This is a genomic window from Deltaproteobacteria bacterium (assembly GCA_016178705.1).
Classification (GTDB): domain Bacteria; phylum Desulfobacterota; class Binatia; order HRBIN30; family JACQVA1; genus JACOST01.
Window position 1 is genome coordinate 344,995 of record JACOST010000030.1, and the last position, 12,126, is coordinate 357,120.

Annotated in this window: 12 protein-coding genes and 1 pseudogene; 10 read left to right on the plus strand and 3 right to left on the minus strand. The window is 63.5% G+C overall.

What is annotated here, in order from left to right; all coding sequences use genetic code 11:
- Positions 1-263 precede the first annotated feature (263 nt).
- From HYR72_22560 to HYR72_22570, 3 genes are all read left to right on the plus strand, one after another.
- Positions 264-683, plus strand: coding sequence for a hypothetical protein (locus HYR72_22560; protein ID MBI1817769.1), 420 nt, complete (start codon positions 264-266; stop codon positions 681-683).
- An 89-nt stretch (positions 684-772) separates the two neighbouring features.
- Positions 773-1,201, plus strand: coding sequence for a hypothetical protein (locus HYR72_22565; protein MBI1817770.1), 429 nt, complete (start codon positions 773-775; stop codon positions 1,199-1,201).
- Positions 1,191-1,613, plus strand: a complete 423-nt coding sequence (locus HYR72_22570) for a hypothetical protein (protein MBI1817771.1) — start codon at positions 1,191-1,193, stop codon at positions 1,611-1,613. Before HYR72_22565 ends, HYR72_22570 begins: the two co-directional genes overlap by 11 nt.
- Before the next feature lie 26 nt (positions 1,614-1,639).
- On the opposite strand, the gene HYR72_22575 is transcribed toward HYR72_22570, so the two are convergent.
- From HYR72_22575 to arfB, 3 genes and pseudogenes are all read right to left on the minus strand, one after another.
- A complete protein-coding gene (locus tag HYR72_22575) occupies positions 1,640-2,086 on the minus strand; it encodes an SHOCT domain-containing protein (GenBank protein ID MBI1817772.1) in 447 nt (148 codons plus the stop codon).
- Positions 2,087-2,430: 344 nt separating this feature from the next.
- Positions 2,431-3,969 (minus strand): annotated as a pseudogene (locus HYR72_22580) (glycoside hydrolase family 44 protein).
- Between the two features lie 827 nt (positions 3,970-4,796).
- Entirely contained in the window at positions 4,797-5,231 is a 435-nt protein-coding gene (arfB, locus tag HYR72_22585; protein MBI1817773.1) for an aminoacyl-tRNA hydrolase, read from the minus strand.
- A 20-nt stretch (positions 5,232-5,251) separates the two neighbouring features.
- On the opposite strand from arfB, the gene HYR72_22590 reads away from it, so the two are divergent.
- The 7 genes from HYR72_22590 to HYR72_22620 all read left to right on the plus strand — a co-directional run bounded on the left by HYR72_22590 (position 5,252) and on the right by HYR72_22620 (position 11,942).
- Positions 5,252-6,580, plus strand: a complete 1,329-nt coding sequence (locus HYR72_22590) for an MFS transporter (GenBank protein MBI1817774.1) — start codon at positions 5,252-5,254, stop codon at positions 6,578-6,580.
- Between the two features lie 50 nt (positions 6,581-6,630).
- Complete coding sequence (locus HYR72_22595) at positions 6,631-7,365, plus strand: class I SAM-dependent methyltransferase (protein ID MBI1817775.1); 735 nt, start codon at positions 6,631-6,633, stop codon at positions 7,363-7,365.
- Positions 7,366-7,719: 354 nt separating this feature from the next.
- The gene (locus HYR72_22600) at positions 7,720-8,793 is read left to right on the plus strand and encodes a hypothetical protein (GenBank protein ID MBI1817776.1); all 1,074 of its coding nucleotides are present in this window, start codon (positions 7,720-7,722) and stop codon (positions 8,791-8,793) included.
- 827 nt (positions 8,794-9,620) lie between these two features.
- A complete protein-coding gene (locus HYR72_22605) occupies positions 9,621-9,836 on the plus strand; it encodes a hypothetical protein (GenBank protein ID MBI1817777.1) in 216 nt (71 codons plus the stop codon).
- 3 nt (positions 9,837-9,839) lie between these two features.
- Positions 9,840-10,169: a type II toxin-antitoxin system PemK/MazF family toxin gene (locus HYR72_22610; GenBank protein MBI1817778.1), complete on the plus strand. Its 330-nt coding sequence runs from the start codon at positions 9,840-9,842 to the stop codon at positions 10,167-10,169.
- A 194-nt stretch (positions 10,170-10,363) separates the two neighbouring features.
- On the plus strand, positions 10,364-10,963 hold the full coding sequence (locus HYR72_22615; GenBank protein ID MBI1817779.1) for a DsbA family protein: 600 nt from the start codon (positions 10,364-10,366) through the stop codon (positions 10,961-10,963).
- Positions 10,964-11,105: 142 nt separating this feature from the next.
- The gene (locus tag HYR72_22620) at positions 11,106-11,942 is read left to right on the plus strand and encodes an alpha/beta hydrolase (GenBank protein ID MBI1817780.1); all 837 of its coding nucleotides are present in this window, start codon (positions 11,106-11,108) and stop codon (positions 11,940-11,942) included.
- Positions 11,943-12,126 lie beyond the last annotated feature (184 nt).

Below are 12,126 nucleotides of genomic sequence, written 5' to 3' on the forward strand. Positions count from 1 at the left end.
AACCAGCTCACTCCGACTGTCCCTTTTGGGTTGTTGCATTCCGACTCGCTCGCGGCGCACCGCCCGCCACGGGTTTGCTCGTGTGCGGACCTGGCATCGCAGGTGCTCTCTGTCAGCTCAAGCATGATCACAAACGCCAGCGCGATTTTCACGCTGGAAACCTCGAGAGAGAAAGAGAGACCGCAACGATGGAGCAATCTCCGCAGCTAGAAAATTGCGACAGCATGACGCGCGTTCAACTGCACGACCACATGGTTGAACGAGTGCGGCAGGCGCTGAGCACGGAAGGCATTCGTGCCCATCACGGCGGCCGCCGCGCGGGGTCTCGCGAGGCCGCGAACCGGTTCGACCTGCTCACGGGCGATCTCACCATCGCGGTCCGCGTGGCCAAGCGGTCGAGCTTTTCCTGGCGCGTCTCGGTCAACGGCAAGCGGTACAGCTACCGCTACTCTGGCCATCGTTGGAATCTGCACTCGCGCGGCAGCACCAACCTGCGGCCTGACGTGTGGGTCTTCGTCGCGGCGGGCGAGGCCTTGCGGTTCTTCGTCGTGCCCGGCCGGCGCGTGCGCGGTTTCTACACTCTCACCTTGCGCGAACCGAGCAAGACGTGGCTGCGCGGCTACGCGGATCGCTGGGAAACGCTGCGCGAAGTCGTCAGCGCCCGGCATCAGAGGGCGGCGTGATGAGCAGCCCAGCGTTGCACTGCGGTGAAGCCAGCGAAGTCCCAGCAACTCACCACCAACAACGACCTGTGCAGAGAGAAGGATCGACCATGCGTGCCGCGCGAAGAGGAGCCGACTTCGATACCGGGCTGCCGGACAAGGATGCGGGCGGCGGCGAAGGTGTCCGTGGATTGATGCGGGCCGTCTTGCTGGACGCGATCATGTGTATGCGCGGGCGCGTCGGTCAGCCGCAGGAACGCGCTCGGCTGGCCTCGGAGGCGAGGCGTTGGATGATGTCGACGGTTCGTAGCTGGCCGTTCTCGTTCGAGAGCATCTGTGACGTTCTTGGGCTCAGCGCGCCCTATCTGCGGCGCACCCTGCTGCGCTCAGTCACCTCCGCCGCAGGCGAAGAGTCGGCAGAGGCTGGCGCAGCGGACGACATGGTGCGCCGGCTGAGCGTGTTGCGCATGCGCGGAAATCAAATCACGCAGGTGGTCGCCACCAGACAATGTGGAAGGAGAAAGAGCCGTGGCCGTTGAAATTCACACCAAGCATTCAGGTGCGGCGGTCGTAGCCGATCGTCGCGACGACCAGGTGCGCTGCAACCATGCGCACTGCGACACGGATGCGATCTTCTCGAACTGGCAGTTTCTCGCGGCCGTCGCCTGGCGTGGCTACCAGACCCATGGCTGCGGCGCGGTCGTGGTCAGTCTGGCCGCCGAGTGTGCAGATGTCGCGTACGCCAGTGGCGCGTTGCCGGCCAGCTACGCGCGTTTCGTCGAGCGCTACGATCCGCTCGAACAGATCGTCGTCGTGGTTCGCCACCAAGCCGACGAGCATATCTATGTGATGAATGGCTGGCCCTCACCGCAAAAATGTTTCGAAGCCGGCGCGGGCCACAGCATGAACGCGAGTCTGTATTGCCTGCCGCGCGACAGCTGGCAGCAGTAGCGGGGCGCCGCCGCAACACGCGGCGCTCACACGTGGGTCAGGATGGTTTCGCGCTTGCGCTGGAATTCCTCGGTTGTGATGAGGCCTTGATCGCGCAGCTTCTTTAATTCCAGCAGCCGGTCGGCGCCGATGCGCACGGGCTCGGACTTCGTCACGGGCACCGGCAACCGGCGCGCGCGGCGCTTGCCGATCTTCGTGAGACGCAACAGCACGTACGCGCTCCACGCCCCGGCGATGCCCCACAGCGCACTGTTGGCGAGCAGCACCTCGGTGAAATAGAGGTTCTGCAAGCGCCGCGAGATCAGCGCAAACAGCGGCAGCGAACACAGGTCCCACAAGCTGTCGCCGGTTGCCTCGAGCGCCTGCACGGAGAACGGGGCCTCATGGATGTGAAGCTTCCATCCATACCACTGCAGACTGAAGTGAACGGCGACTACCGCGAGAAACACGCCGCTAGTGATCATGTCGCGCATGCGCATGTTGCTTCTCCCGCGCTACCTCGTACGAATATCCCGAGTCATTCGCGCGTGCTCAATCTTTAGCGTGGTGTCGCTGTGCGCGTCGGCCGTCGCGTCGCGGTCGGCGTGGTGGTGGACGTACGGGTGCGGGTCACCGTGCGCGTCGGCGTCCGCGTGGGCCGACGCGTCGCGGTCCGCGTTGGAGTCGGCCGCCGCGTGGCCGTCTTGGTCGGCGTGATCGTCGGTCGCCGCGTCACCGTGCGCGTCGGCGTCCGCGTGGACACACGCGTTGCGGTAGCGGTCGCCGTCTGACTTGGCGCCCGCGTGGTTGTGGCGGTCGGTGGATCTGTGGGTGTGTGCGTCGGCGTCGGGGTGCTGGTGGCCGGCGGCGGAATCGGCGTCCCACCGCTCGCCACCACCAGCAACGTGATCGAGTTCGACGCGAAGGTTGTGCTGATGTCACCGGCGACGACTGTCAGATCGGCGAGTCGCTCGATCGCGCCGAGATTGTTGCTGCTATAGCGATAGACTTCGGCGCGCCCTGCCGTGACGAGGTTCGCCAGCGCCGCATCATCGGTGAGCGGTTGGTTTGTTTTATTGATGACCATCACGGTCAGCGCGCCATCCCCGCTGCGTTGCGCCGCATAGATCGCCAGCCGCTCCTGATCGTCGCTGCGCGCTTGGATCCCAACGTCACCGAACTCACCGCCAACACCGTCGTAGTTGCGGAACATGCGGAAGGCGAACGCGCCGGGCTGATTCGCGCTGGGCGGATCCCACAGCGTCGCGAGATCCAAGCCTTCGCGGCCGAAGATGCCGAGCACGTCGGCCTGCGCCAGCGCGCCGTTGATGTGATCGAGCGCGCCCCAGTTGTATTCGGTGACGGCGAGCCGAGTGCCGGGATAGTCGGCGTCGATCCATTGGTGCAGGCGCGGGATCAGGTTCACCGCTTCGCCGATCCAGCTCTCGTCGACGTAGGTCGAGTCCCACAGCGAGCGGGTCGAGCGCAGCCGCAGTGATTGCGTCGCCGCATCACCCGCGGGCGACAGCGTCACACCCGTCGCTTGCGGGTAATTGTGCACATCGAGATAGTCGAGGATGCGGACGCCGTGCGCTTGCTCGTACGCGCGCATCTGCTGCAGGTACCATTCGACGAACGGCACGTTGCCGTGCGCCAGACGATCCTGCGGGTTGTTCCACCAGGCGCCACCCGCCGACCAATCGAGCGCCGACCAGAAGTACGCCGTCCAACCCCACACCACCGGCCCGAGGGTCTGCGCGACCGGATCGATGGCCTTCACCGCAGCGGCGTAGGCGTAGGTACGATCGCGCATCTCGTCGTAGCTGGTGGGCGCCGGATGCACGTCGCGGTGCGTGTCGGGCCACAGCATCGGCTCATTGTCGAGATTGTAGAAGCGCACGCCGCCCGCGGCGGCGCTGCCGTACTTGCCGCTGAGGTGCGTGATCCAGTTCTGCACAAACGCCGGCGCGATCGCGCTGCTGGTGTCGGTCGGATCGTTGCCTGTGATCTCAGCGCCGTTCGCGCGTACCCCGTTGCCGCAATCGCTCGCCCACGGATCGGTCGACTGTTGCGCACCGTACTTCGCCACGCTGAAACCGCACGCGCGGGCGCGTGCCTTCGGCGTCCAGCCGATCAACGGGATGGTCATGATCGTCGCCGTGCCGGTGCGTCGGTCTTGTTCGACGAACTGATCGCTGCTCGATCCATCGGGCAATGCGGCGGGGTTGGCGTTGTCTTCGGGAATGTTTTCGAAATACCAATCGCTGGCGTGGTTGGTGGTATCGGTTTGCCAATTGTAGCGCGTGGTCGAATTGCCGCCCCAGCGTCGCACCGGCAGGCGCACCTCGCTGGCGAGCGCTTCGTCGGCGAAGTTCATTCCATAGATGAGCGGACTAATGGCGTGCCGGCCGCTGGCGCCATCGACGCTCAGCGCCGGACCCGCGCCGGGCGGAATTGCCGTCGGTGTCGCGGCACCGGTTGCAACGAAGGCGATGTCATCGAGGTAGAATGTCGCCTGCGCCCCGGCGGTGTTGTTGAACCAGTGAATGTAGTTGACTTGTAGTGGTGCGCCCAGGCCCCAAATCGGCACGTCGACACGCGTCCAGGTGCCGGCGGTCGGCGTTACCGATTGCCTGACGGTTGCGCCGCTCTGGTTGTCACCGAATTCGACCTCGATCTGTTGCCCGCCGCTGCTGCCGCCGTGGATATAGAAGCGAAAGGTGTCGGTGCCGGTGAGATCGAGCCAATCGAGCCGGCCGAGCTGCAAGCCACTCCACGCGCCAGTGTAGGTAACGGCGAGGGAACGCGCACCGCCGTGGACCGGGGTGGTGTGACTGAAGTCGTTGGTGATGCCGCCCCACGACCAATCCTGCCACGGGGTGACCAGCGCGTCGCCGTACACCGGCGCATCGGCGTGCGCGGGCGTTGCATGCGCCACGGCGAAGCCCACGGCCAGCAGCACGAGCAGTGCGGTGGCTCGACCAAGCTTCCCACATCTCCAATGATCGCTGGGCAGCATGCGCTTCGAGGCCCTTCCTGGCCCTCTGAAGTGAGCAGCTTTCGTACCGATTCGCGGTGGTGCGGTGCGCCACATCGCGCGCGTGCCGAGCGATGTTTGTGCGACGGCGGTGGCGAGGCCGAGTCAGAGTTGTGCCGGCGCGCCGCAGCGCAGCCGCGCAGGTGCGTTAGCGTGTGCCCTGCGGCTCACTCGTCGTTACGCGCGCTCGTACGCGCCTGCTTCAGTTTGCTGCGGGCCTTCTTCTCGCTCAACCGACGCTCGCGCGCACCCGCCGACGGCTTGGTCGGTCGCCGCTTCTTCTCGATGTGTGCAGCGGCCGCGAGCAACTGCCGCAGTCGTTCGAGCACGGCCTCGCGATTGCGCGGCTGATCGCGATAGGCGCTGCTCGACAGCACCAACTCGCCGTCGCGCGTCAGACGCGATGCGAGCTTCGCCAGCATGCGCGCCCGCATCGCTTCGGGGATCGACGGCGAAGTGCGCAGCGCGAACCGCAGCACCGCTTTCGAAGAAACCTTGTTGACGTTCTGGCCGCCCGGCCCGCCGCTGCGCGCATAGGTCAACTCGATCTCGCGCAGCGGGATGGCGATCCGTCCGTTGATCCGGAGTGCGTCGGCATCCATCGCCGCAGTCAACCACAGCCATGCGCCGTTCAACAAACGTCGACCAACGATTGTGTCCCGACCCCGATGCGGGTTACGAAGGAGCGTTCCCAACCCGTCCCAAACCCATGACCATGACCCGCACCGAGCGCACCTACTATCTGATCTTCGGCTGGTACAGCATGTCGTGGTCGTTTCTCGGCCCGATGTACGCGTTGTTTCTGCTTAGTCGCGGGCTCGATCTGTTTCAGATCAACGTGGTGCTGGCGACCTACTTTATCGTCTCCTTCCTCTTCGATGTGCCGACCGGCGCTATCGCCGACCTCGCCGGCCGCAAGGTGTCGTTCCTGTTGAGCTGCGCAGTCCGGACGGGCGCGTTCGTGATGTACTACTTCGCCCAGAGTTTCACCGACTGCCTGATCGCGGAGTTCGTCGATGCGATCGGCACGACGCTCGCCAACGGCGCGCTCGACGCCTGGGCGGTCGACAGCATGCAGGCGGAAGGCGGACAACCGGCGGATAGGTTCTTCGCGCGCGCGCAGATGTTGTCGCGCAGCTTGATGATCGGCAGCGGCCTGGTCAGCGGCTACATCGCCACCTACAACATGGCTTTGCCATGGCTGGTCGGGGCGGCGGGATTTGGCGTAACGGGAGTGTTGGCCCTCGTGTTCATGCGCGAGCCGCCGCGCGCGCAGCAGGTTGGTGCACGCCCCTCGTTCCTGCGCACCATGAACGGCGGGCTCGCGGCAGTGCGCCAAACGCCGGTGTTGCTGACCATGTGCATCCTGACCGTGACCATCGCCTTCGGCGTGATGCCGGCGCATCAACTGTGGGCGCCGCGCGTCAAGGCGGTGAGCGGACAAGAGGTGTGGGTGATCGGTTGGATCTGGGCGCTGCTCAACGTCGCCGCGGTGATCGGCAGCGCGGTGATCCCGCGGATGCTGGATCAATTCGCGCGCGAGTATGTGTTGTGCGCGATGACCTTGTGGCGCGGCGTCATGCTAGCCATCGCCGCGCTGGCGACCTCCGTGTACCCGGTGGTGGCCGGACTGCTGCTGATCGAGATGGGCTTCGGCGTCAGCGAGCCGCTGGTGCAAGCGTGGATGAACGAACACATCGCGCCCGAACAGCGCGCCACCGTGCTGTCGGTGCGATCGATGAGCTTCACCCTCGGCGGCGCGATTGGCTTGGTGTGCATCGGATGGATCGCGCGCGAGTCCGGCATTCCCGCCGCATGGCTCGTCTCGTCCGTTGTGCTGGCGCTCAGCGCGCCCGGCTACCTGCTCCTCGGCCGTCAGGCGCGTCGCGTTGCCACGCCAATCATCACGCCGCACGGTGTCACCCCCGCCATCCCGCCCGCACTGGGATGAGGCGGCGTGGCCCGCGGACTACGGGGATGAAGTATGGATAGCCTCTCGCCATGAAGGACTACAAACCAGTCAGGAGTTTCGACGCGGAGAATGCAGAGGTCTACGATGTCCTCGCCCAACGCGGGGATGAGGACGCCGCCGTGGCATTCCTTGAGTCACTGGCCGCGAACGGACCTACTTTGGAACTCGCGATTGGCACCGGTCGCATCGCTTTGCCCTTAGCTGCACGGGGCATTCGCGTCGATGGGATCGACATCTCACCCCACATGGTCGCCAGGCTGCGCGCCAAGCCGGGCGGCGACCAGATATCTGTCACGATGGGGGACTTCGCCGACGTTGCGGTGTCCGGCACTTATCGATTGATCTTCATTGTGTTCAACAGCCTCTTCAACCTGCTGACGCAGGACGACCAAGTGCGCTGCTTCGAGAATGTCGCCGCCCATCTCACCGATGACGGCTCCTTCGTCGTCGAGGCGCTCACGCCTACCTTCCTCCATCGCTTGCGGAATGACCAATATGTTGATGCGGAAGCGATCGAGGTCGACGAGGTTCGACTCGATCTGCTGCGGCACGACGCCGCCAAGCAGATGATCGAGGAGAACCATGTGTCGCTCTCGCGCACCGGCCTCCGGTTCAATCCCGTCGTCCAACGGTATGCATGGCCCGCCGAGCTCGACCTGATGGCGCGAATCGCCGGTCTGCGCTTGAAAGATCGCTGGGGAGGTTGGCGCCGAGAGCCCTTCACATCCGCAAGCAACAACTGCGTGTCTGTCTATGGGCGTTGAGCCTTGCCGTAGATTCGCACTCGCGGCCGATAGCGACACTTGACGGTGTTTCCTGGATCATGGCAATGGTCCTCTACGGTTCGGACCGTACGGGAACTCCTCGGCCACCGTGCTACACCGTATGTCCCGAGTCGCGGAGCGTATCGAGGGATGATCTACACTCACGCGTTGAATCGCGGCGGTCGCGGGGTCGAGAGTCCAGCCGTTGAACCGAACCCTCCGGACTCATGACGAGACCGCGCGTGCATCCGTTACTCGTTCAGCCCGATACCCCGCGAGCCCCGGCGTGGGGCAGGCTTTTCATTGGTCCGGATAGATGTAGTTAGCCCGAACTGGCAGAGAGTAGAGATCGACGTGGAGGAAGGTTACTCGACTCTTGTGCAGTATGCGTATCTGGACATCGTCCGGTTTACGCAGGGGCGCACCGTTGAGGCGCAGGTCGATGTCATTCGCAGCTTGAACAAGCTGGTACGCGAGGGCTTGGGACAGGAAAACATCGGAGACGGGGACTGCATCCTCCTTCCAACCGGAGATGGGATTTGCATAGCTATCCCTCGAGCGGCACCGTTTGATACCGCTTTGCGCGTGGCCGCACACATCCTCAACGGGCTTGCAACTCACAATAGCGGTATTAAGGATTCGAAACGCCAGTTCAGCATTCGTATTGGCATCAACCAGAACATCGACAACCTCCTAGTCGATATCAACGGTAATCCAAATGTGGCGGGCCGTGGGATCAATATGGCCGAGCGAATCATGAACCTCGCGGATGGCGGCCAGATTCTTGTCGGCCAACCTGCTCACGAGGTCCTTTGCGAAAGAGAAATTTACCTTGACTCCTTCCGGGAATTCGAGGGAGGAGACAAGCACGGCAATCGCTTCAGCGTTTTTCAGTACCGTAAGGACGGCGTTCAGGGGCTAAACACCGACATCCCAGAAAGATTCAGGCCAAAGGAGACACCCCCAACTCGCCTGAACTCATACTCGGCGCATTTCATCGCCAATGCTGTCTGCCACCAGCGGTTTCTTCTCAGTCACAGGCAGCAGAGCGGCTTCGAATATGCGGCTGTCATTCTTCTTCACCTGCTAACGCTCGATTCGATGGACGCGATGAACCGCAGCCCGTATGAAAGTCCACGCGATCGCGTGAAGCGGGCACCTGACGGTTCGCCATATCCAATGTACAAGTCTGTCGACGAATCGGAGTTTTGGCTGCGGGCGGAATTGGCGTCTTGCATTCACGATCGCATTCGTGAAGCTGGCGACTGCTTTGAGGGGGGTGAGTACGTGAAGCTTTGGCCATTTCCTTCTGAGAATGGGAAGAAGAGAGTGCAGCAGGAGCATCCCGATGTATGGGCTCGCGTGGTGGCCGCCGACGCGGAAACCGGCCCTGCTTACTTACCGAGTCCCGATCCGGCCAAGGAGTGACCTTTGCCGGAGGATCAAGCGCATGGAGACCGACGCGCCAGAAGACGCGCGCGGCTCAGGCGCAGCGTGTTCGCCATCGCGAGGGAGACCAGCGGTTGCGTAAATTCAAGGACGTGCAAATCTCCGACTGCTGTCGGCAAGCGGTCGAGAAGCGCAATGCCACGGTGTGTGCCCTTGGTCTCAGGCCGGTAGAAGCAGGCGACAACAATGGCACGCCGTGATTCGGACAGTACTTCGATAAAGGTCGCCATCATAAGTGCCACAGCGACGGTTATTGCGGCCATTATCGGCGGCGTTGTAGCCTACCGCGCGAACTCTGCGGGCGATCCGAAGGCTGATTCTATCGAAGGCGTATCTCATGCCTCGGCCAAGTTGAAGACATGCAGAACCGATACGGACTGCAAAGGTGATCGCATCTGTTCTCTTGGTCGCTGCAATTTTCGAGACGCTAAACGTGAATGTCAGGACGACACCGACTGTGTTGGAGGGCTCATCTGCGACGGAGGAACCTGCGCGGTTCTAGATCGCAACTGCACCATCGATGTGGAGTGCAAAGGTGATCGTATATGCCTCGCTGGTCTATGCTCTCCTTGGCCACGCCGTTACTCGGATGAAGACTGAGACTTGAGCCCGCCAAGGGGCTGGTGGAAGAGACGAGAGACTATGCCGAACAAGGCGGCTGCAGGCGCCGGCGGGGGTTTACTCCCTTCGTCGGTGTTCCTCAATTGTGGCTTACTGCCGGTGCGCCGCCGCGCTTGAGCCGCGGCGTTCGGCTAGATTCCGAATCAAAGTTTGCAGCGGCTGCGAAACGATGCAATCCTCCACATATGGAACCGCCACTGACCGCTCAGGATCTTTGGCCGTTGCTCCTCAAGTTGCCACACGATGAGCAACTGCGCCGCGCCAAGCTCGCGTTGTCTGCCGCCTCGGGCGGTGGCCGCGAGGACGCTCGCGCGTATCAGGCTGCCCCGCCTGCGGCGGACGAGTTCTCGATTGCCGACAACCCTCTGGCCTGGGAAGGCGAGGGCTGGAACGAGTGCTGATCGATGCGGCGCGGAGAGATCCGCTGGTATACGTTTGCCTCGCCCGATAAGCGCCGGCCTGTACTGCTTCTCACCAGAGACGCGGTGATCGATACGCTGAACGAAATCATCGCCGTCCCTGCAACACGAACGATCCGAGGTCTTTCGACGGAGGTTCTCCTGTCATCCAACGACGGCATGCCGGCTGGTTGTGCCCTGAACTTCGACCACGTCGGCATCGCGCAACGTGCTCGTCTCGGTGCAGTCCTGACAACATCGGCGGAGTCTCGTTGGCCGGGAGTAGAGAACGCGCTGTTGATCGCCCGCGGCTTCGAACCACGCGGTGATCACTGATTGTGGTCGGCGGCGCCATCGATTGCACAAGGCCCGCAGCGCGCCACCGCGGGTATCAGGTATCCAATGAAGTATGGCGTAGCACGCCGAACCAGGCGATGGAGACCGACGCGAAACGAACGTGCGCCTCATCGCCAGGACGGTTGGTCGTCGAACGCATCGCGGTCGAGTCGCCGCATGTTCTAGGAGCCGCCATGGCACGAAAGGTCGTCCGCTACTACTTCAGCTTCGGGTCGCCGTTCGCGGCGTTGGCCGACGCGCAAATCGACGTACTCGTCGAGAACGTGGGCGCGGACCTCGACCCCATCCCCATCAACGCACCGCCCTCCGAGCCGCCCGAGGGGTTCGCCGCTACGCTGCTGGAGTACAAGCACAGCTATCAGTACGAGGACGCCGCGCGCTGGGCGCGCAAGCTCGGTCTCGCGTGGTACACGTCGTCTCCACCCCAACGACCAGTCAACGCGGAGGAGGCGTCGATCGGCTACTACATCGCGCGTGAAGAGCGCGCCGAGCGCGCCTACCGAAACGGAGTCTTCCGGGCGTGTTGGGCGCAGGGGCGGGACATCTCCGACCGCGGTGTGCTCGCTGACTGCGCCTGTGATGCGGGGCTCGCGCGCGACGACTTCGTGAAGCGGCTCGATCACGAGCAGTATCGCAACTCGCTGATGGAGCGCGCCGTGGGCGGGCTCGGGGATCGAGTCTTCGGTGTGCCGTTCTTCGTCGTCGACGGCGAGCGCTTCTGGGGCAACGACCGCATCGAGTTCTTACTCGATGCGCTGAGGGGAAGGACGTGAGCATCACCGTGGAACCGGACGATGAGGCGGCAGGTGGGTGCGCCCCATCAAGGCGATCGAGCCGACCGGCTTGAGCTTGGCCGCTCGCCTCCGCGCGTCGGCGGCTCATTGCCAAGAGGTCTAGCCGGACGAGAGAGAAGCGATGGATGAATTGGAGCCCATTCAGGTTCGCCGGTGCGGCTCACATGGACCGCCGGTGGTAGTCCTTCACGGCGGGCCCGGTGCGCCGGGGTCGGCTGCCGGTCTTGCACGAGCCATTGCTGACGATTTCCAAATTTTGGAACCACTGCAGCGGAGGTCCGGGCGCGTTCCTCTGACCGTGTCACGTCATGTTGATGATCTCTCGGCCGTCGCGCCACGACCGGTGATGCTGATCGGAACGTCCTGGGGAGCGATGCTCGGGCTCTCCTTCGCGGCTCGTTATCCGCGGGACGTTTCAGCGCTGGTACTGGTTGGATGCGGTACCTACGATGAAAACTCCCGCGTGCTCTTTCGAGCATCGCTCGATCAGCGCCTGGGAGCGCCGGGACGGGAACGTATCGCCACCTTGAAGAATCGACTCGCGTCGGAACTGAATGCTGCAAACCGCAACGTCATCCAGGCAGAGCTGGGCGCCGCGTATATGAAAGCCGAGTCCTACGACTTGATCGAAGAGGACGGCGACGTGGCAGATGGCGCTTGGGTCGATGAAGCCGGGCACGTCGAAACCTGGAACGACGCGCTACGCCTTCAGCGCGAGGGAGTCGAGCCAGACGCCTTCAGTCGAATATCCGCGCGAGTCCTGATGATCCACGGAGATGTGGACCCGCACCCGGGCCCAGCGACCCGCGATCTCCTCCGCAGATTCATTCCTCAGCTCGAATACGTCGAACTCGAGCGTTGCGGCCACGAGCCGTGGCGCGAGCGTCATGCCCGCCATCATTTCGTGGAACTCGTTCGAGAATGGTGCAACCGGCAGACCGCGCAACCCAATCCCTGAGAAGGAGAACTCAACGCAACGTCGCCAGGGCGCAGAGACGCCAGGGCGTTGGTCCGATCGCTCGGTATGAATGAACGCCACGCGTAGCGCCCTTCGGAGCAGTGGACTGTCCTCGCGGAATGCTCGCGTTGCGCCTTCGCGCCTTTGCGTGCCAAGGTCAGCGGCTGCGATGCCGTCGGTTGCA

Excerpts from the sequence above, each read along its gene's own strand:
- HYR72_22565 (MBI1817770.1), top strand. The coding sequence starts at position 773 with ATGCGTGCCGCGCGAAGAGGAGCCGACTTCGATACCGGGCTGCCGGAC.
- HYR72_22575 (MBI1817772.1), bottom strand. The coding sequence starts at position 2,086 with ATGCGCGACATGATCACTAGCGGCGTGTTTCTCGCGGTAGTCGCCGTT.
- arfB (MBI1817773.1), bottom strand. The coding sequence starts at position 5,231 with ATGGATGCCGACGCACTCCGGATCAACGGACGGATCGCCATCCCGCTG.
- HYR72_22590 (MBI1817774.1), top strand. The coding sequence starts at position 5,252 with ATGCGCCGTTCAACAAACGTCGACCAACGATTGTGTCCCGACCCCGAT.
- HYR72_22595 (MBI1817775.1), top strand. The coding sequence starts at position 6,631 with ATGAAGGACTACAAACCAGTCAGGAGTTTCGACGCGGAGAATGCAGAG.
- HYR72_22605 (MBI1817777.1), top strand. The coding sequence starts at position 9,621 with ATGGAACCGCCACTGACCGCTCAGGATCTTTGGCCGTTGCTCCTCAAG.
- HYR72_22610 (MBI1817778.1), top strand. The coding sequence starts at position 9,840 with ATGCGGCGCGGAGAGATCCGCTGGTATACGTTTGCCTCGCCCGATAAG.
- HYR72_22615 (MBI1817779.1), top strand. The coding sequence starts at position 10,364 with ATGGCACGAAAGGTCGTCCGCTACTACTTCAGCTTCGGGTCGCCGTTC.
- HYR72_22620 (MBI1817780.1), top strand. The coding sequence starts at position 11,106 with ATGGATGAATTGGAGCCCATTCAGGTTCGCCGGTGCGGCTCACATGGA.